Origin of the sequence: Herbaspirillum lusitanum P6-12 (assembly GCF_000256565.1) — a bacterium.
Classification (GTDB): domain Bacteria; phylum Pseudomonadota; class Gammaproteobacteria; order Burkholderiales; family Burkholderiaceae_D; genus Herbaspirillum; species Herbaspirillum lusitanum.
In genome coordinates, this window is record NZ_AJHH01000633.1 from 1 (window position 1) to 18,859 (window position 18,859).

General features: G+C 58.5%; 16 protein-coding genes and 2 pseudogenes. 9 read left to right on the top strand and 9 right to left on the bottom strand.

Annotation, left to right across the window (positions count from 1 at the left end; translation table 11 throughout):
* Positions 1-193: 193 nt before the first annotated feature.
* Positions 194-1,063, bottom strand: a complete 870-nt coding sequence (locus tag HLUSI_RS0120670; protein WP_029363830.1) for an SDR family oxidoreductase — start codon at positions 1,061-1,063, stop codon at positions 194-196.
* A 141-nt stretch (positions 1,064-1,204) separates the two neighbouring features.
* Entirely contained in the window at positions 1,205-2,134 is a 930-nt protein-coding gene (locus HLUSI_RS0120675; protein WP_016835756.1) for an NADP-dependent oxidoreductase, read from the bottom strand.
* Between the two features lie 107 nt (positions 2,135-2,241).
* On the opposite strand from HLUSI_RS0120675, the gene HLUSI_RS0120680 reads away from it, so the two are divergent.
* Positions 2,242-3,126, top strand: a complete 885-nt coding sequence (locus HLUSI_RS0120680; protein ID WP_016835757.1) for a LysR family transcriptional regulator — start codon at positions 2,242-2,244, stop codon at positions 3,124-3,126.
* Positions 3,127-3,144: 18 nt separating this feature from the next.
* Here the strand turns inward: HLUSI_RS0120680 and HLUSI_RS0120685 are convergent, their stop codons facing one another.
* Positions 3,145-3,387 (bottom strand): hypothetical protein, encoded by a 243-nt coding sequence (locus HLUSI_RS0120685; protein ID WP_016835758.1) that lies wholly within the window; start codon positions 3,385-3,387, stop codon positions 3,145-3,147.
* A 111-nt stretch (positions 3,388-3,498) separates the two neighbouring features.
* The gene (locus tag HLUSI_RS0120690; protein ID WP_016835759.1) at positions 3,499-4,515 is read right to left on the bottom strand and encodes a 1-aminocyclopropane-1-carboxylate deaminase; all 1,017 of its coding nucleotides are present in this window, start codon (positions 4,513-4,515) and stop codon (positions 3,499-3,501) included.
* Between the two features lie 238 nt (positions 4,516-4,753).
* On the opposite strand from HLUSI_RS0120690, the gene HLUSI_RS0120695 reads away from it, so the two are divergent.
* Positions 4,754-5,263: an Lrp/AsnC family transcriptional regulator gene (locus HLUSI_RS0120695; RefSeq protein WP_029363831.1), complete on the top strand. Its 510-nt coding sequence runs from the start codon at positions 4,754-4,756 to the stop codon at positions 5,261-5,263.
* 12 nt (positions 5,264-5,275) lie between these two features.
* Here the strand turns inward: HLUSI_RS0120695 and HLUSI_RS29865 are convergent.
* A pseudogene (locus HLUSI_RS29865) lies at positions 5,276-6,183 on the bottom strand (LysR family transcriptional regulator).
* A 220-nt stretch (positions 6,184-6,403) separates the two neighbouring features.
* On the opposite strand from HLUSI_RS29865, the gene HLUSI_RS0120705 reads away from it, so the two are divergent.
* From HLUSI_RS0120705 to HLUSI_RS0120735, 7 genes are all read left to right on the top strand, one after another.
* Positions 6,404-7,975 (top strand): ABC transporter substrate-binding protein, encoded by a 1,572-nt coding sequence (locus tag HLUSI_RS0120705; protein WP_050977749.1) that lies wholly within the window; start codon positions 6,404-6,406, stop codon positions 7,973-7,975.
* Positions 7,976-8,042: 67 nt separating this feature from the next.
* On the top strand, positions 8,043-8,960 hold the full coding sequence (locus tag HLUSI_RS0120710; protein WP_016835762.1) for an ABC transporter permease: 918 nt from the start codon (positions 8,043-8,045) through the stop codon (positions 8,958-8,960).
* Positions 8,961-8,969: 9 nt separating this feature from the next.
* On the top strand, positions 8,970-9,899 hold the full coding sequence (locus tag HLUSI_RS0120715) for an ABC transporter permease (protein ID WP_016835763.1): 930 nt from the start codon (positions 8,970-8,972) through the stop codon (positions 9,897-9,899).
* 13 nt (positions 9,900-9,912) lie between these two features.
* Positions 9,913-10,923, top strand: coding sequence for an ABC transporter ATP-binding protein (locus HLUSI_RS0120720; RefSeq protein ID WP_016835764.1), 1,011 nt, complete (start codon positions 9,913-9,915; stop codon positions 10,921-10,923).
* Positions 10,920-11,783: an ATP-binding cassette domain-containing protein gene (locus tag HLUSI_RS0120725; protein WP_016835765.1), complete on the top strand. Its 864-nt coding sequence runs from the start codon at positions 10,920-10,922 to the stop codon at positions 11,781-11,783. The genes HLUSI_RS0120720 and HLUSI_RS0120725 overlap by 4 nt, the downstream gene beginning before the upstream one ends.
* 142 nt (positions 11,784-11,925) lie before the next feature.
* On the top strand, positions 11,926-13,347 hold the full coding sequence (locus tag HLUSI_RS0120730) for a M20 family metallopeptidase (protein ID WP_016835766.1): 1,422 nt from the start codon (positions 11,926-11,928) through the stop codon (positions 13,345-13,347).
* Between the two features lie 24 nt (positions 13,348-13,371).
* Entirely contained in the window at positions 13,372-14,553 is a 1,182-nt protein-coding gene (locus HLUSI_RS0120735; protein ID WP_016835767.1) for a M20 aminoacylase family protein, read from the top strand.
* 35 nt (positions 14,554-14,588) lie between these two features.
* Here the strand turns inward: HLUSI_RS0120735 and HLUSI_RS0120740 are convergent, their stop codons facing one another.
* The 4 genes and pseudogenes from HLUSI_RS0120740 to HLUSI_RS0120750 all read right to left on the bottom strand — a co-directional run bounded on the left by HLUSI_RS0120740 (position 14,589) and on the right by HLUSI_RS0120750 (position 18,846).
* Positions 14,589-16,034, bottom strand: coding sequence for a sensor domain-containing diguanylate cyclase (locus HLUSI_RS0120740; protein WP_157137949.1), 1,446 nt, complete (start codon positions 16,032-16,034; stop codon positions 14,589-14,591).
* Positions 16,035-16,713: 679 nt separating this feature from the next.
* Positions 16,714-17,019, bottom strand: a pseudogene (locus HLUSI_RS31940) (helix-turn-helix domain-containing protein); the annotation flags it as partial.
* Positions 17,020-17,110: 91 nt separating this feature from the next.
* Positions 17,111-18,454, bottom strand: coding sequence for an MFS transporter (locus HLUSI_RS0120745; RefSeq protein ID WP_083831011.1), 1,344 nt, complete (start codon positions 18,452-18,454; stop codon positions 17,111-17,113).
* 164 nt (positions 18,455-18,618) lie between these two features.
* Entirely contained in the window at positions 18,619-18,846 is a 228-nt protein-coding gene (locus HLUSI_RS0120750) for an acyl-CoA carboxylase biotin carboxyl carrier protein subunit (protein ID WP_016835770.1), read from the bottom strand.
* Positions 18,847-18,859 lie beyond the last annotated feature (13 nt).

Genomic DNA, 18,859 nt, shown 5'->3' on the forward strand with positions numbered 1-18,859 from the left:
AATTGGGCCGATATGGATGGGATAGATTTGTTCGCTCTGATGTCGGCGCTCGGCTGGGTCGGCGACCAACCCTCATTCGCTCCGCGAGGAGATCATCTGTTCCACGTTATTACGAGCGCCATCCTGACAAACCGGCCAAGGGAATGATGGCCGCGTAGAGCATGATGGCGCTCATTGGCCTGATGTTCCGGCCTCAGGCCGACGCCGCAATTCCGGAAGCGAAATCACGATAGGAACGAAGCGGGCGTCCCAGCAGCGCGGTCAAACGTTCCACATCGCCGGCTTCCGGAATCATTCCCTCAGTAAGAAAACGCTCGCTCATCAGGCGCATATCGAAGGCCATCCAGCTCGGCATGAACTGTCGGAGGTTTTTCTCGAACCCGGCGGGATCATCGCCCGGATAGGCGATCGGACGTCCCAGGACCTCTGTCCAGATCGCAGCGATGTCTGCACCGGTCAAGGTGTCGGGACCAACGATATTGATCCGGTCCGGAGGAAGTGGGACGGCGGTTCGTTCCCGGCGGATAAGTTCGATGGCCGCGATCTCGGCGATGTCGCCCGTATCAACCATTGCCAGCCCCTTGCTGCCGATCGGCATCGGATAGATGCCGTAGCCGGTTACCACGTCCTTGATCGTGAGGTCGTTGCCCATGAAGTAGGCGGGGCGCAGAATGGTTGCGTTGAGCCCCATTCGCTCAATCATGCGTTCAACACCGAATTTTCCTGCGAAATGCGGCACGTTCACGTAGAGGTCGCTGTGAATCACCGAGAGATAGACGATCCGCTCGATGCCGGCCTCGCGTGCGACGTTAAGCGCGATCAGCGCCTGCGTGTATTCGTCGGGCACCACCCCGTTGAGAAGGAACAGCGTCGAGACGCCGGAGAAGGCGCGGCGCAGCGAGTCGACGTCGAGCAGATCGCCCTGGACGACGTCGACGCCCGCCGGGAAATTTGCCTTCGACGGGTCGCGCACGAGAGCGCGGACATCGGCGCCACGCTTCACGAGTTGCCCGACAACTTGGCGACCGACAGTGCCGGTAGCTCCGGTAACGATAATAGTCATGATGATTACTCCTTGGTTTGGTTGGTAAATTCAAAAATGGATAGAAACTCCCGATCAACTCGACATCGCTCTATCCACAGATTCGCGAAATGCTTGAGGACATGCCTCAGGCAGACGTTTTATCGTCTTCTGGAAGTTGGTTCAGAGGGAAAAATCCACGACGGTCTTGCCCACTTGCGGCTGGGTCCGATTGCGCTCGATCGCTGCAGGCAGTTCATCGAAACGTACGACGGCGCCAATCTTTGAGTGCAAACGTCCGTGCGCCACGTCCTCTGCGATTGCTTGCAGCCGTGCGCCATCCGATGTGTTCATGAACCACAGGCCCCGGCGTCCGGCGGGGGTGCTCGCCTGGATGGCCGGCGAAGCGGTGCTCACGATGACGCCATCTTCGGCAAGGACGGACCACGAGCGATTCAGCACCTCGCCGCCGACATAGTCGAGCACCAGGTCGATATCGCGTGCCGATGCTTCGAACTGTTCCTTGTCGTAGGCGATGACGTGGTCAGCGCCCAGGCTGCGGAGGTAGCCGGCATGCTCCTCCAAGGCGGCGGCAAATACCACGGCCCCGGCCTGATGCGCGTACTGCACCGCGAATCCTCCGAGACCGCCGGCAGCGCCGTGGATAAGAATGCGCTGGCCGGCCTGTATCGGACCGGCAAAATTCAGGCTTTGCCATGCCGCCACGGATGCCACAGGCAAGGCTGCCGCCTCGACGAAACTCAGCGATTCAGGTATCAGGCAAAGATTGGCCTCGTCTACCGCAACCAGATCGGCATAGGCGCCAAGGCCGCCGCGCGGTCCCATGACGCGATCGCCTTTGCGCAGTCGGGTGCCCGCCCCCGCCGCTTCCACGATGCCGGCCAGTTCGATGCCTGGGACGGTCGGCAATTGCAATGGAAAAGCGTCGCGAACATAGCCTTCCCGGACCTTCCAGTCCAGTCCGTTGACACCGGCGGCCTGGACGCGGACCAGCACTTGGCCTGCTCCTGCCACCGGCGCTTCGATGGACGAAATCTTGAGGGCGGATGGGCCGCCGTATTCGGTAAGAACCAATGCACGGATATTGTTCATGACTACTCCTTTGAGGTTGTGGGTTGCGTACGAACAAATAATAGGTCGTCCCGCATACAAAACAAAGATTGTAAAATATAGACACTTCGTTTTAAAAATGAGACATCATGGATTTCAATGCCCTTGAGGACTTCCAGTTAGTTGCCGCTCACGGCGGCTTTGGCAAAGCCAGCCGCGCCAGCGGACGCTCCAAAGCAACTCTGTCGCGTCGTGTTGCCGATCTCGAAGAAGCATTGGGGATACGGCTCATCGAGCGCGGCGCTCGTAGCCTGGAGTTGACCGAAGCAGGCCAACTGCTGCGCGCCAGAACGGAGGGGCCGATGCACGAGGTCGCCGACGCGGTCGCGGCAGCACGGGACGGCCTTGCGACGCCGCGAGGGCGTCTGCGTATCGCAGCGCCGCTCCTGTTTTCGCAGTTGGCCTTGGGGCGGATTGCCGCCCGGTTCCTGGCGAGCTACCCCGAAGTGCAGATCGAAGCCGTGGCTGAGGATCGCCTTGTCAATCTGGTAGACGAGCATTTCGATGTCGCCATACGGATCAATCCGAGCAAGGACAGCGCGCTGGTCGGCAGATGCTTTGCCAAAGACAGGCTGGTCCTTGCGGCCGCACCATCGATTCAGATGCCGAAAGGAGGTCGTGACAAGCCGTTTCCTGTACCGGCAGTCGTCACGCCGGGCTATCGAGACGGGGATGTCTGGTCGGTTCGCAATGGTCAGTTCACCATCGAACCGCGACCTGTTCTGCGCCTGTCTTCGCTGCTGATGGTGCGGGACGCCATTGTCGACGGCGCGGGGGCAGCGATGCTGCCGCAGTCCATCATCGGCGGCTTGCTGGAAAAGGGGGAATTGGTATCGTGGGGAATTGCCGGCGACGAAGTTGAGCTTTGGGTTCTGCACACCTCTCGCCGTTTGCAAAGTCCCAAAGTGCGGGCTTTCGTCGAGTTCATGTGCAAGCAATATCCCAATGGGACGTTCACCATTCCAATCCGATGAACTGAAGACTATCTTCCTCTATATCGACGCCAAGGAAATCAAGGCTCGCCGCGCCGCGCCATCGTCGTCCCATGCCGGGATCCACAGTTTGGCATATGCCTCGACATCGGGAGCGTCTCCCTTATCGGCAAGCCGCTCTTGCATGACGGTTTCGACGGCCGCTGCCACACGTTGCGCGACGCGCGGCCCCACAACGGGGTCCTTGAGCAGTGTTTCAAGTTGCTGGAGCAATACGACGGCAGGACTGACAACTGGATCCATAAGGCTCTCCCATGCGCAGCGATACCTGTTGAAGCGGGCAAGGTCCGGCGACAACGTGTGTCGACGGACCTCATGCTTTACTTTGCAAAGCAAGAACGATGCTCAGGACGCTTAGCCATTACGGAAGATGAAGCTGTAGGCATTGAGCGCGGGCACACCGCCGAGATGCGCGTAGAGCACCTTCGCGCCTTCCGGAAATTCGCCCAGCCGCACCTTCTCGATCATGCCGTGCATCGACTTTCCTTCGTATACCGGGTCGGTCAGGATGCCTTCGGTGCGTGCGCACAGGCGAATGGCCTCCAGCGTGCCTTCATTCGGCAAACCGTATTCCGGACCGCCGAAGCGTGTGTCTAGCACGATGTCTTTTTCGGTGATGTCGTAGTTCAGCTCCACCAGTCCCGCCGTGTTCTTGGCGATGCGCAGGATCTGGTCGAAGGTCTGTTTTGGTTTCGCCGAAGCGTCGATGCCGATCACGCGATCCGCGCGGCCGTCCGCAGCGAAGCCGACCACCATGCCGGCCTGCGTGCTGCCGGTGACGGCACAGGTAACGATGTAGTCGAACTTGAAGCCGAGTTCTTCCTCCTGTTGGCGCACTTCTTCGGCAAAGGCGACAAAGCCCAGGCCGCCCTTCGGATGTTCCGAGCAACCGGCCGGAATCGGATACGGCTTGCCGCCATTCTGGCGCACGCTCTCCATCGCATCTTCCCAGCTCTTGCGGATACCGATATCGAAACCTGCCGCATCAAGGCGCACGTCGGCGCCCATGATGCGCGACATTTCGATGTTGCCGACGCGGTCATACACGGCGTCGGAATAGTTCACCCAGTTCTCTTGCACCAGCACGCACTTCAGGCCAAGGTGCGCCGCCACCGCTGCCACCTGGCGCGTCTGGTTGGATTGGATGCCGCCGATCGATACCAGCGTGTCGTAGCCGCCTTCCAATGCTTCCGGGATCAGGTATTCCAACTTGCGCGTCTTGTTGCCGCCGAAGGCCAGGCCGCTATTGCAGTCTTCGCGCTTCATGTAGAGCTCAACTTTGCCGCCGAGATGGGCGCTCAGGCGCTTGAGCGGTTGAATCGGCGTCGGGCCGAAAGTCAACGGATAGCGGGCGAATTTTTTCAGATTCATGCGTGATGCTCCTGGAGTGTGAAGGGATATCCACGCATCGGCACTGGCGAACAAGGACGGCATGGACTGCTCCTCCGATATCGGTGTGATGTGCGACGACGTGTGATGGTGTAGCGGTATGCGCTGGATTTCATTGTAGGAATTAATCTGCGCATCAGGGTTGCGAACTTGCGCTACTATTTGATGAGTAATACTTCAATTAACAATTTACGTTTATTTTTATTCTGAAAAATAATCCATGAAAGCAATAAAATTGCGCAGCAAGAGTGTTGAAACGGAATCCTTCAACGACACACTCGATCGCACCGACCGCGCCATCCTCAAGCTGCTGCAACGCGACGCCTCGATTTCCAACGTCGCACTGGCGGCCAGGGTCAATCTCAGCGCGCCGGCCTGCCTGCGCCGGGTGGAGCGTCTCAAGGAGTTGGGATTGATCAAGGGCATCGTCGCGCTGCTTAATCCGCGTGCGCTGGATGCCGGCACGTTGGTGATGATCGGCGTGGTGCTGGATCGCTCCACGCCGGAATCCTTCACCGCCTTTGAAAAGGCGGTGCAGAAAGTGTCAGGTTGCCTGGAGTGCCACGTCGTCACCGGCGAGTTCGACTACTTCATGCTGGTGCGCACCAAGGACAACGACAGCTTCAATCGCCTGCATGCCGAGCAGCTGCTGTATCTGCCCGGCGTACGCCAGGTGCGCACCTTTATGGTGATCAAGGAAGTGCTGTCGACGACCCAGCTGCATTTGTGAACGGCAAGGAACTCAAATGTCCTCGTTCAACTCGCCCAGCAGATAGTCGAGGAAGATTTCCACGATGCGCGGCAAGGTGCGTCCCGATAGCGTCTGCACCTCAACGTAGCGTCCATCAAGCGCACGATCGTGAATCGGCACCATCGTGAATTCGCCCTTGGCAATCCGATAGCGTACCGTCACCGCCCCTGTGATCGACAGTGCGTCCCCCTCCAGCAGATAGTTGTGCAGCGTCTGGATGTAATTGCTGGTGAGGACGGGCTCGAATACCAGTTGCTGGCGGCTGCACGCCAGGTCGAACAGTTGCCGCAGCGTGGTGTCCGGATCGGGCAGCGCCAGCGGATAAGGCCGCAGTTGCGACAATGTCACGCTCTTGAACTTGCTCAGCGGATGGCCGTTGCGCATGAGTAGCAACACGCCGGTTGCTGGTGCACGATCTTGATGTCCGGTTCAGGCAGGCGGTTGAAGGTCACGCCGATGTCGGCATTGCCGTCGCGCACCTGGCGCGAGACCATCGTCGGCGGTCCCACATATACCTGAAACTGAATCGCCGGATACTTTTGCTGGAAGCTGCGGATCAGCCGCGGCATGAAGTCGATGCCGAATCCCTCCGACGCCGCCACCCGGATGCGTCCGCTGCGCAAGCCCTTCAGCGCCAGCAGGTCAGCCACCACGCGATCCGCTTCCAGCCTCACCTTCTGCGCATGCGCGGCCAGCATTTCCCCGCCCGCGCTCAGCACCATGCCGCGCGGCCGGCGCTCGAACAGGACGGTGTCGAGCAATTCTTCCAGGCTCCTGATCTGACGGCTGATCGCCGAACTGGCGACATTCAGGCGTTGCGACGCTTCAGCGATCGAGCCGCAACGCACCACTTCAAGGAAATAGCGCAGCGCAGTATCTTGCAAATATTGAGATTTCATGTCGGCCTTTGCGAATGCGATGCAGACGTCATCGCCACCGCTCGCAAGCAAGCAAAAAGCCTGCCTTCTCATTTCGGCAACGCAGGCTTAGGAATTCTCTAATTGTTGCAGCACCTCAATCGACCTAGTATCCACTCACGTTATTGCTCAATTTGTTGCTCAATTTGTTGCTGAGTTTCATGCCGTTGTTTTTCAAACAATTCAGAATGGAAGGTCGGGAATGAACGCGAAAAAGAATGTGGCAAAGGGATCCGGAGCTGCGTGGGTACACAATGCACGACATGCGTTGCTGTTGGCGGGGGCTGCCGCGACGCTGTCGATATCCACCCCGGCATTGGCCAACAAGGCCAACGACACGCTGGTGTACGCCTCCGACAGCGAGGTCGAAAACATCAGCCAGTATCACAACAACCTGCGCGAAGGCGTCATCCTGGCCCACCTGATCTGGGACACGCTGGTCTTTCGCGATCCCAGGACCGGCGAGTACAAACCGCAGCTGGCCACCGCCTGGAAGTGGGAATCGCCGACCGCGCTCGTGATGGATCTGCGCCAGGGCGTGCAATTCCAGAACGGCGACAAGTTCAGTGCCGATGACGTCGTGTTCACCTTCAACTACGCCGTCTCCAACGAGTCCAAGGCCGTCACGCGTCAGAACACCGACTGGATCAAGGACGTCGAAAAGCTCGGCGACTACAAGGTGCGCATCAACCTCAAGCGTCCCTTCCCCGCCGCGCTGGAATATCTCGCCGGCCCGTTGCCGATTTATCCCGGCGTCTATTTCAAGAAACTCGGCCTGGAAGGATTCAGCAAGGCGCCGATCGGCACCGGTCCCTACAAAGCCACCAGCGTGGTGCCGGGACAGGGCGTGACACTGGTCAGGAACCCGAACTACTTCAAGGAAAGTCCGCAAGGCCAGCCGAAGATCGGCAACATCAAGTTCGTCGTGATCCCCGATCCGGAAACCCGTTCAGCGCAACTCATGACCGGCGCCATTGACTGGATCTGGCGCGTGCCGGCTGACCAGGCCGAGTCGCTCAAGACCACGCCGAAGATCACCGTGCAAAGCGGTGAAACCATGCGCGTCGGCTTCCTGACCATCGACGCCACCGGCACTTCGGGACCGAACTCGCCGTTCAAGGATCTGCGCGTACGCCAGGCAGTCAACTATGCGATCAACCGCAAAGGCATCGCCGACAACCTGGTGCGTGGCGGCAGCCAGCCGGTGTATACCGCCTGCTTCCGCACGCAGTTCGGTTGCGACGCCAAGGCCGTCATCAACTACGAATACAATCCCGCCAAGGCCAAGGAATTGCTGGCTGCGGCAGGTTATCCGAATGGCTTCGATACCGAGATCTACGCCTACCGCGAGCGCGAATTCGCCGAAGCCATCATCGGCGATCTGCACAAGGTCGGCATCCGCGCACGCCTGCGCTACATGAAGTTCGCCGCCCTGCTGACGGAATATCGCAGCGGCAAGACACCGCTGACATTCCAGACCTGGGCATCCTTCTCGATCAATGATGCATCGGCGTTCACCGGCGTCTACTTCAAGGGCAACGCGGACGACATCACCAAAGATCCGCAATTGCGACAATGGCTGGAAACCGCCGACAACTCGGTTGACCCTGCTGTGCGCAAGACCAACTACACGAAGTCGCTGGAATCGATTTCCAGGCAAGCCTTCATGGCGCCGATGTTCTCTTACTCCACCTTCTACGCCTATAACTCGCAGCTGAAGTTCCAAGGTTATCCGGACGAACTTCCGCGTTTCTATGAAGCGAGCTGGAAGTAGCTTCGCCACGGCGGACGGCCATCGTCGTCCGCCCAGCCAACCATGATCGTGATGAGGGCTTGCCGCCATGCTGATCTACATTTTGCGTCGCTTCGGTATCGCCCTGTGCGTTGCCGTGACGGTCTCCATCGTCAGTTTTTCACTGCTGCACATGTCGGGCGACCTGGCCACGGCGATCGCCGGGCCTGAAGCCAGCGCCACGCAAGTGGAAGCCATACGCGTGCAGTTCGGGCTCGACCGGCCGATGATGTCGCAGTACTTCGACTGGCTCGGCAAAGCGGTGCAACTGGATTTCGGCAAGTCGTTTTACTTTCAGGGGCCGGTCATGGAAATGGTGGCCGAGCGCTTGCCGGTCACCATGAAGCTGGGCGGCATCGCCTTGCTGCTGGCCGTCGCCGTCGCCATTCCGCTTGGCGTGTTGGCGGCGATCTATCGCGACACCTGGCTGGACCGCGTCGCACTCCTCCTCGCGGTGGTAGGACAGGCCATGCCCAGCTTCTGGTTCGGCCTCAGCCTCATCCTGATTTTTTCGGTGACCCTGCACTGGCTACCGGTCGCCGGCAACGAAGGCTGGGAGAATTTCGTCCTGCCGGCGATCGCTCTTGGCTATTACGCCATGCCCGCAATGATGCGCCTGACGCGCGCCGGCATGCTGGAGGTGCTCGGTTCCGACTACATCCGTACGGCACGCGCCAAGGGCCTCAGCAAAGGCAAGGTCATCTTCAAGCATGCGCTGCGCAATGCCGTGATTCCGGTCGTCGCACTCGCTGCGGTGGAACTTGGTTTCATGCTCGGCGGCTCGGTGGTGATTGAATCGGTGTATTCGATGCAAGGCCTCGGCCAGCTCGCCTGGGACGCCATCTCGCGCAACGACTATCCGGTGGTGCAGGCGGTGGTGCTGATCATCGCGATGTTTTATATCGGCCTCACTTTCCTGGCCGACGTCATCAACGCGCTGCTCGATCCGCGCATCCGCACTCGCTGAGGAATCGCCATGACGACCATTTCCACTCCTTCCATGCCGACCAGCCAAACAACCGGTTTTGTACAGGCAACGCTCAAACCGGTGCCGCTGTGGCGGCGCAAGTTGAACCGCATGCTCGGCCATCGCGGCCTGGTGCTGGGTGCGGCCATCCTCGCCGTGATCGTCCTGGCGGCGCTGTTCGCGCCCTTGCTGGCGCCGCATGATCCCTTTGAGCAAAATGTCTCGCAACGCCTGATTCCACCGATCTGGAACGCGCTCGGCAGTTGGGACCATGTACTCGGCACCGACAAGCTCGGCCGGGATTATCTGAGCCGCTTGATCTACGGCGCGCGCGTCTCACTGATCATCGGTTGCGCTGCAGCGCTCATCTCCGGCGTGATCGGCACCACGCTGGGTGTTCTGGCCGGCTACTTCGGCGGCCGTGTCGATGCCTTGATCAGCTACGTCATCACTACCCGCTTGTCGATGCCGGTGGTGTTGGTTGCGCTGGCGATGGCCTCGCTGGTCGGCGGTTCATTGAAGGTCGTGATTATCCTGCTCGGCTTGCTGCTGTGGGACCGTTTCGCCGTGGTCACGCGTTCAGCGACGCAGCAGCTGCGCGACGCCGAATTCATCGCCGCCGCCAAGGCCATCGGCGCATCGACGCCCTACATTCTGGTGCGCGAGATTTTGCCCAACATCATGAGCGCACTGATTGTCGTCATTACCCTGGAAATGGCGCATGCGATCCTGCTGGAGGCAACCTTATCCTTTCTCGGACTCGGCGTGCAGCCACCGACGCCGTCCTGGGGTCTGATGGTCTCGGAAGGAAAGTCCTACATGTTCTTCAAGCCCTGGGTCATCGTGATTCCAGGTGTGGCATTGGCGATCCTGGTGCTCGCGATCAACCTGGTCGGCGACGGTCTGCGCGACGTCAACGCGCCTGACGGCCGCAACTGATAAGGAGACGATGATGAGCGTTCTTCTCGATGTAAAAAATCTGCGTGTCGATCTGCCGACCGAAAACGGCATGCTGCACGCCGTGCGCGGCATCGACTTCCAGGTCAAGCGCGGCGAGATGTTGTGCCTGGTCGGCGAATCCGGCTGCGGCAAATCGATGACCTCGCTGGCATTGATGGGACTGTTGCCGCGCAAGGCTGTCGGCACCGCCGATCGCATGACATTTGACGGCGTCGAATTGCTTGGCCTGCCGGAAAAAAAACTGAATCAGTTGCGCGGCCAGCGCATGTCGATGATTTTTCAGGAGCCGATGACTTCTCTCAATCCTTCGTACACACTGGGAAACCAACTCTGCGAAGCCATGCTGGAAAAGCCCGGCGTCACCCGCGCCGAAGCCCGCGATCGCGCCATCTACCTGCTGCACCGCACCGGCATCAGCAATGCCGAAGATCGTCTGCGTCAGTATCCGCACCAACTCTCCGGCGGCTTGCGTCAGCGCGTGATGATCGCCATGGCGTTGATGTGCGGTCCCGACCTGATCATTGCCGACGAGCCGACTACCGCATTGGACGTCACCATACAGGCGCAAATCCTGCGCATGATCCGTGAACTGCAGCGCGAGTTCGGCACGGCAGTGGTCTTCATCACCCACGACCTCGGCGTGGTGTCGCGCATCGCCGATCGCGTCGCCGTGATGTACGCCGGACAGGTGGTGGAAACCGCCGACGTCGGACAACTGTTCGCCTCGCCCCGGCATCCCTATACCCGCGGTCTGCTTGACTGCATTCCCGTACGCGGCAAGACGCTGCCGGGGAGCAAGCTGCAAGCCATTCCCGGCGTGGTGCCGAGCCTGGTCGGCAATATCGGCGGCTGTGTCTTCCGCAATCGCTGTTCGCTGGCTGACGCCACCTGCGAGCAAGATCCGCCGATGCTCAATACCGCCGGCGGCGACAAGACTCACCATGTACGCTGTCACAAGGTGACGGCGGCAGACGCGCGGCAACTGAGCGAGGTGGCGGCATGAATATGAATGAATCCGTGCCAGCCGAAATATCGGCCACGCCTGCCGGTAGTGACATCGCGCTGGAACTCTGTGCACTGAGCAAGATATACGCACTCAAGCGCGGCATGTTCAAGACGCCCGGCGAGATCAGGGCTGTCAGCGATGTCTCGTTGCGTCTGTATCGCGGCGAAACGCTGGGTCTGGTCGGCGAATCCGGCTGCGGCAAGAGCACGCTGGCCAAGATGCTGCTGGGATTGCTGGAGCCGACTTCCGGCAATGTCCTGATCAACGGCCAGGAAGTCGATCCGACGCTGCGCAAGGAGAATGCGCGCCACATCCAGCCGATTTTCCAGGATCCGTATTCTTCGCTCAACCCGCGCAAGACGGTTGCCGAAATCGTCGGCCTGCCGTTGAAGCTGCATCGCATCGGCAGTTCCGCCGAGCAGCAGAAATCGGTGCGCCGGATCCTCGATCTGGTCGGCATGCCGGAGCGCACCTATGCCCAGTATCCGAATCAGCTGTCCGGCGGCCAGCGCCAGCGCGTGGCGATCGCACGTGCGCTGATCCTGCAGCCCGATATCCTGATTTGCGACGAACCGACGTCGGCGCTGGATGTCTCGGTGCAGGCGCAGATTCTCAACTTGTTGCTGGATCTCAAAGCCGAGTTCGGTCTCACGTATCTTTTCATCAGCCATGACCTCGGCGTGGTCGAGCATCTGGTCGACCGTGTCGCCGTCATGCACAAAGGCAGCATCGTGGAGCTGGAGACGCGCGAAAAGATTTTCTCCGACGCGCAGCATCCGTACACGCGCATGCTGTTGGCATCGGCGCTGACGCCCGAGCCTGGACTGGGTATTCCGGAACTCGCCGTGAGCGGGTAATAAAAGACAGGGAACATGAAACGGCGCGCCGCTTTCCTGGCGCGGACGAGAACCCATGCCGACGGCAGGGCAAGTCACGCCGCTTTTCAGAACGACTTATTGATTTCATCGAATCTCATTTATATAACCGAGGAGAAGCAACATGAGCAGAGCACAAGCCATCGCGCAGGCCAGCGCCTATTTCGACGACGGCCGTTTCATGACGGCCTTGCAGAAACGCGTCGCCATCCGCACCGAGAGCCAGGAAGCTGCCAGCCGGCCGATTCTGTATGACTACCTGCTGCAGGAAATTCAACCTGAGCTCGAAGGTCTTGGCTTCACCTGCGAAGTGATCGACAATCCGCTGCCGGGCGGCACACCGTTCCTGCTGGCGGAGCGTCTGGAAGCCGATGCGGTCTTCACCCTGCTGACCTATGGCCATGGCGACGTCGTGCGCGGCTATGACAATCAATGGCGCGAAGGCCTCAATCCTTGGAAAATCGTCGTCGAAGGCGACCGTTGGTACGGTCGCGGCATCGCCGACAACAAGGCGCAACACACCATCAACTTCGCCGCGCTGGCCGAAGTCCTGAAACTGCGCGGCGGCAAGCTCGGCTACAACGTCAAGGTGATCCTGGAAATGGGCGAAGAAGCCGGCTCGCCGGGCCTCAAGGAAGTCGCCGAAAAATATGCAGAGAAGTTGAAATCGGATCTCTTCATTGCTTCCGACGGACCGCGTGTCAATGCGCCGACACCGACCATGTTCCTCGGCTCACGCGGCGGCTGCAATTTCGACCTGCGCGTCAATTCGCGCGACGGCGGCCACCACTCCGGCAACTGGGGCGGCTTGCTGCGCAACCCCGGCGTGCGCCTGGCCAACGCCATCGCTTGCCTGGTCGACGGCAAGGGCCGTATCCGCGTGCCCAGCCTGCTGCCGGATGCCTTGCCGCAGAGCGTGCGCAACGCACTGCGCAATGTCGAAGTCGGCGGTGGCCCTGACGATCCGGAGGTTGACGTGGACTGGGGGGAGCCGGGCCTGACGCCGGCCGAGCGGGTATTCGGCTGGAACACGCTGGAAGTGCTGGCGTTCAAGACCGGTAATCCGGAAATGCCGGTCAATGCGATTCCCGGCCATGCCTCGGCACATTGCCAGATCCGTTTCGTGGTCGGCAGCGACGACAAGAATTTCATCGCCAACATCCGGGCGTATCTCGACGCGCATGGTTACACCGACGTTGAGGTCACGCTGTCCGGCATCCAGTTCACCGCGACCCGCCTCAATCCGGACGATGAATGGGTACGCTGGGGTCTGGCGTCGATGCAGGAGACCAGCGGCAAGCAGCCGACCTTGTTGCCCAATCTGGGCGGCTCGTTGCCCAACGACGTGTTCTCCGACGTGCTCGGCTTGCCGACACTGTGGGTGCCGCACTCGTATCCTGCCTGCTCGCAGCATGCACCCAACGAGCATATACTTGCCAGCGTATCGCGCGAGTCATTGCAAGTCATGGCCGGCTTGTTCTGGGATTTGTCAGAACAGGGCGAGCAAGTGCTGGCGCGCAGAACAATGCTCGCCGTCGCGGCCTAGGAGCCGAATTTCCGGAGTGAACACATGAGTACAGAGTTTTGCCGGATCGCCGATCTGGACGACGTCAAGGATGAGCTGGTCGGGATCCGCCGTCACATCCACCAGCATCCCGAATTGTCATATGAAGAAGTCGATACCGCAGCGCTGGTGGCGGCACGCCTGGAAAGCTGGGGCTATGCCGTCGCGCGCAACATCGGCGGCCACGGCCTGGTCGCCACCTTGCGTTCCGGCAGCAGCACGCGCAGCATCGGCGTGCGCGCCGATATGGATGCGCTGCCGATCAACGAAATGACCGGCCTCTCCTATGCCAGCGAACGCCAGGGGAAAATGCACGCCTGCGGCCACGACGGCCACACCGCGATGTTGCTCGGCGCGGCGTTGCAGTTGTCGCGCACGCGCAATTTCGACGGCACCGTCAACCTGATCTTTCAACCGGCGGAAGAAGCCGGCTTCAACAGCGGCGCCGTACAGATGATCAGGGATGGATTGTTCGAACGCTTTCCCTGCGATGCGATCTTCGGCATGCACAATCATCCGGGGGTGGAAACTGGCACCTTCATGTTTCGCGCCGGCCCGTTCATGGCAGCTTGCGACACGGTAAAGATCAAGATCCTCGGCAAGGGTAGCCACGCAGCGCGTCCGCACCAGTCGATCGATCCGCTGGTCGCCGCCAGCAGTCTGGTGATGGCTTTGCAGACCGTGGTGTCACGCAATATCGATCCGATGGAAGCTGCGGTGGTGACGGTCGGTTCGCTGCACGCCGGCCATGCAGCCAATGTGATTCCGGAGCATGCCACGATGGAACTGAGCGTGCGCTCCTTCAAGCAAGAGGTGCGCGAACTGCTGGAGCAGCGCATCCGCGCGCTGGTGCAATCTCACGTTGAAGGTTACGGCGCCAAAGCGGAAGTCGAGTACATCCGCGGCTATCCGGTGCTGGTCAATTCAGAGGCTGAAACCGAGTTCGCGAAACAGATCGCGGTGGAACTGGTCGGCGCAGACAAGATCATTCCGTCGTTCCCGCCGATCGCCGGCAGCGAAGATTTCGCCTATTTCCTGCAGCAGCGTCCGGGTTGTTTTCTACGCGTCGGCAACGGTGCAGGAAAGCCGATGCTGCACAACGCGCACTATGACTTCAGCGACGACAATGTCACTGTGGGTGCGGCTTACTGGACGCGTCTGGTGGAACGGTACTTGCAGGCGCAATAAGCCCAACGAAAAAATCCGCCTTGCCCATGGTCGCGTTAAAGATGCATCGAATTGACTGGCTTCGCGCTTATCTGGACGTTGTTTCGTCCGTTCCCCTTGGCCGCATATAGCGCGCCGTCAGCGGCATTCAACACTGCATTGATGGAATCATGGACTGTGCTGTCGTACATGGCTGCGCCGATGCTCGCCGAAATATGGCCAATTTGGCTTTTCGCGTGTGGGATATTGAGTGCTTCGATTGCATCCCGAATTTTCTCGCCGACGTGGAGGGCCCCGTCTGCGTCTGTTTCCGCCAGCACGACGATGAACTCTTCTCCACCATAGCGTGCAGCGAGGTCCGAACTCCGCGGCAACTGCGTGGAGATGGCGCGGGAGACGGATACAAGAACGTCGTCTCCTTTTTGATGGCCATAGGTGTCGTTGTAAAATTTAAAGTAATCGACATCGATGAACAGAATCGAAAATATCCCCCTGCTGCGCCGGCTTCTGCTCCACAGATCGCCCAGCGCGTTGTCCAGCGCGCGCCGATTGAGCAGCTTCGTCAAGTCGTCGACAGACACCAGTTCCTGCAATCTGTCCTCGGCCCGACGTCGTTTCTTGAGCTCGTTTCGCAATATGTAAAAAAGCGCCATGCAGACGACGGTGAAGACCAGCATCGCACCGCCGAGAGCGTAGAGGCTTTCCGTCCAATGGCTGAAAATATGCTTTTCGGAACGACCGACAAAGACAACCAGCTGCGTCCCGGGAACATTCCGGAAGGCGTACAAACGTTTTACGCCATCGGTGACAGCCCGGGCGAAGAAGCTGCCGCTCTCCTGTTGAATCAGCGATTTTATCCGCAAGAAATTGTCGCTGGAACTGATGTCGCGACCAATCATTGACGCAGCATACGGCAGCCGCATATAGACCACGCCGCTGCGAGCGTAGAGAGACATCACGCCATCTTCGCCCAACGCAATTCCGCTGAACAGTTCACGAAAATAGGAAAGATCGAGAGCCATGACCACGACACCCGCAAAACTGCCGTCTTGATTGGACAGGCGCTTGGACAAGACGACGACCTGAAGCTCCCGATCGAACTTGGCCGTAATGGGCGGCGAAATATACAGGCCGGTTTCCGGCCGGTCTCGCTGAACCGTGAAATAGAGGCGATCGCCGTACGTATTGGCCGGGGTACCCGGCAGGGACGACACCGCGACTTTTCCAGCGGCGTCAAGCACCGCCATGACCATCACATGCTTCGCCGCAGCCACGCTGCCGAAAAGGTAGGAATATTGCTGGTTGTGGGTCAGCTGCCGAAACAGGGGATCTTGATAGCGATTAGCCAGGGCATCCAGAGACAACGACAGTATCTCTATATTCCGCACGATGTCGCGCTGAGCCATCAGCGTGATGTTTTGCGACGTCTCGACAGCGTATTGGCTTGCTTCCTCATGACTCTTGTACAGCATCCAGCCAAACAAGCCGAATACCATTGCCATCAACAGAGCCGCACTTATTTTAAGAGCCTTCCCTAAACGCTTAATTTTAAAACCCCATCTGTTCTATTTGTTTGATCGCAAGCATGACAACGCTTCCGCCCCTGAATCCGACAGCCGTAATTAACGCACAAAAGCCTGTGTTTCAACAGCTTGCCGAAACGGAACGTATGCCACAGACGACATTTACTCTTGGCTGCACGTGCAGTCTTCCGTGCTAACTATTTCATGTAGTTAAACCATCGGAACATGCCGAACGCTTGCCTTCATGCCCCGGCAGCGTCGCGTCGGGAGCACGGATCGCATGTCAATCAAGAACGACAAAAACGGCTATCGAGGATAGATTGTTTCTTTGACAATATTTTCAAAAATGCTATTTCTTCTCTCGCGAAGCAGCTGATTTACAGGTACTTGGCCACCCTCGCTATCCGAACCTGATTGGAGTGACCCCATCTTGTGCGCAATAATTAAGCGTGCAATTTGCGTGTTTTGAAATCAACGCTTTACAGACCGTGTCGATATCAAAACGACACCGAAAAGTGTGCAATATCTAATGCGCACTTAATTCTTAAATACACTTTTTTATAATGACGAAGCACCCTGGCAAACCCTGCTATAAATCAGCATTACGGCTAAGTGTGTTCCTTTGCTGGCAGAATTGCCCCCTATCTAACTGATTTACCTTCCACTGCCTAGCGAGCGCGGCAACGCGATCATAAGAGCCTTCAAATCCCAACACACACAAGTCTGCATGCATCTGCTTGAGGCTGCGTTTTTGCTTCCTAGATTTGGTGGATTCGGTTTTAATCCATGCTGATAGTTTGATGGCTGAACGTTGATCGGCGTAGGCTGGCTCTACAGTTTCAGAGCACAGGTAGCGTCTAACGGTGTTTCTGGAGATACCAAGTCGCTTGGCGATCTCCCTTAGCGATATCTGGTCACGCAGGTGCCAGTGCCGAATAATTCCTAGTAATGCCACGTCGATCACTCCAATCTCCTACCTGATTTCTTAGGTACGATTGTGTCTTAAACTGGAGTGAACCCTCGGGCTGGACCAAGGTTGATCGAGAAACTAAGCCTCAGGCGAGTTTTTCTTTCGCGGTTTCGTGAACAGTCAGCAAAGCTAATAAGCTGAGCACAGCAGCCGCGATCAATAGAAACGCTGGAGACTTAAGATTGCCGGTGGTGGCCATCAGACTGGTCGCCAAATAAGGGGTGACACCACCGCCAAGGATAGCTCCAATATTGATACTGAAAGCCATTCCTGTGTATCTGACCTTGGTGGGAAACTGTTCTGCATACGTGGGATAGCCAACGGACTGCACGATCGGTAGTGGCAACGCCATGATGAACATCGCCAACGCCGCCAATGGCAAGCTTTGCTGGTCCATCAGGAACATCATCGGCCAGACCAGTACCATATAGCCAATGAAGCCGATCGCCAACACGGGACGACGCCCCCAACGATCCGACAGGCTACCGAAGAATGGCATGAGCATCGCCATTGTCACACCGACAGCCGCCATGATCCAATAAATCGCCGTCTTGTCATACTTTAAATAGGTCGTCATGTAGATGTTCATGAAGACCAGGCCGACGTAATAACCCACGTTTTGACCAAAGGCCAAGGCCATTACTTTGAATATTTTTCCCGGGTGTTGGGTCAAAACCTCCCGCAGAGGCGCCTTTACTGGCTCGTTGTGCGCCTGGAACTCTTGAAACGCTGCCGACTCTTCAACGCGCCGACGCACGGCTGTCGAAATCAGCACCATCGGAATAGCCAGCAAGAACGGGATACGCCATCCCCATTCGGCCATCTGCGCGGGTGTGAGCAACACCGAGGTGATGCCGCACAATGCTGCGGCCACCGCACCACCGACCGCTACGCCGACAGGTGTGAAGGCGCCATAGAATCCTCGCTTGCCAGGCGGAGCACACTCTGCCACGTAGGCCGCTGCACCTGTCACTTCACCGCCCGCAAAAAATCCTTGCACCAAGCGTACCAGCAGCAGCATCAAGGGTGCGAGAATCCCAGCCGTGGACGCTGTCGGTAGCAAACCGATCAGGCCTGTCGCAATACCCATGCCGATCACGGTAACGAGCAGTATGCCCCGACGACCGATTCTGTCCCCCAAGCGGCCGAGCACGATACCGCCGATGGGGCGCATCAAGAAAGCACTCCCGAACACGGCCAGGATGGCAAGCAACGAGGCGGTAGCGTCCGTGCTCGGAAAAAACAAAGGACCAATAGTTGCGGCCATGTACCCATACACACCGAATTCATAATATTCGATTGCCGTACCTGCAGATGCTGCGATTGCAGCTTTGCGGGCGGTAGCACGGGCCTGCGGATCTAACTTATCAGCGATGCCGGCCTCTGCCGCTGGTGATGAGTTACTACTGAGGCTATTCGCGGTATTCATTCTTGACCTCTTTGGTTGACTACAAGAAGCACTCTTTCGAGTGAAAATTTCAGGCGTAAAAATTCCTCCGACAAGCCGTAAGGGCTCTTCGAAACCTGGTTTACATCTGGGGGTTCTCGATCTTGGGCTTTTGCCCAGATCGCAGGATGAGAATACGTGAGCGTTTAGCTCGCTAAGAACTTGGCAATGACGACATCTTCATCGACAGTTACACCCTCTTCGAAGAGAAAGCTGGTGACGCAACCGGCCACTGGGGCATGAACCGGAATTTCCATCTTCATGGAATCCATAATCAGGATTTCGTCACCCGCGGCCAGTGGGGTGTATGGGGCCGCCACGAACCTGAGTAGCGTACCGGCGATTTCGCTGCGAATTTCTATTTCGTTATCCATTTTTTGAGCTCTG

Excerpts from the sequence above, each read along its gene's own strand:
- HLUSI_RS0120670 (WP_029363830.1), bottom strand. The coding sequence starts at position 1,063 with ATGACTATTATCGTTACCGGAGCTACCGGCACTGTCGGTCGCCAAGTT.
- HLUSI_RS0120675 (WP_016835756.1), bottom strand. The coding sequence starts at position 2,134 with ATGAACAATATCCGTGCATTGGTTCTTACCGAATACGGCGGCCCATCC.
- HLUSI_RS0120680 (WP_016835757.1), top strand. The coding sequence starts at position 2,242 with ATGGATTTCAATGCCCTTGAGGACTTCCAGTTAGTTGCCGCTCACGGC.
- HLUSI_RS0120685 (WP_016835758.1), bottom strand. The coding sequence starts at position 3,387 with ATGGATCCAGTTGTCAGTCCTGCCGTCGTATTGCTCCAGCAACTTGAA.
- HLUSI_RS0120690 (WP_016835759.1), bottom strand. The coding sequence starts at position 4,515 with ATGAATCTGAAAAAATTCGCCCGCTATCCGTTGACTTTCGGCCCGACG.
- HLUSI_RS0120695 (WP_029363831.1), top strand. The coding sequence starts at position 4,754 with ATGAAAGCAATAAAATTGCGCAGCAAGAGTGTTGAAACGGAATCCTTC.
- HLUSI_RS0120705 (WP_050977749.1), top strand. The coding sequence starts at position 6,404 with ATGAACGCGAAAAAGAATGTGGCAAAGGGATCCGGAGCTGCGTGGGTA.
- HLUSI_RS0120710 (WP_016835762.1), top strand. The coding sequence starts at position 8,043 with ATGCTGATCTACATTTTGCGTCGCTTCGGTATCGCCCTGTGCGTTGCC.
- HLUSI_RS0120715 (WP_016835763.1), top strand. The coding sequence starts at position 8,970 with ATGACGACCATTTCCACTCCTTCCATGCCGACCAGCCAAACAACCGGT.
- HLUSI_RS0120720 (WP_016835764.1), top strand. The coding sequence starts at position 9,913 with ATGAGCGTTCTTCTCGATGTAAAAAATCTGCGTGTCGATCTGCCGACC.
- HLUSI_RS0120725 (WP_016835765.1), top strand. The coding sequence starts at position 10,920 with ATGAATATGAATGAATCCGTGCCAGCCGAAATATCGGCCACGCCTGCC.
- HLUSI_RS0120730 (WP_016835766.1), top strand. The coding sequence starts at position 11,926 with ATGAGCAGAGCACAAGCCATCGCGCAGGCCAGCGCCTATTTCGACGAC.
- HLUSI_RS0120735 (WP_016835767.1), top strand. The coding sequence starts at position 13,372 with ATGAGTACAGAGTTTTGCCGGATCGCCGATCTGGACGACGTCAAGGAT.
- HLUSI_RS0120740 (WP_157137949.1), bottom strand. The coding sequence starts at position 16,034 with ATGGCAATGGTATTCGGCTTGTTTGGCTGGATGCTGTACAAGAGTCAT.
- HLUSI_RS0120745 (WP_083831011.1), bottom strand. The coding sequence starts at position 18,454 with ATGAATACCGCGAATAGCCTCAGTAGTAACTCATCACCAGCGGCAGAG.
- HLUSI_RS0120750 (WP_016835770.1), bottom strand. The coding sequence starts at position 18,846 with ATGGATAACGAAATAGAAATTCGCAGCGAAATCGCCGGTACGCTACTC.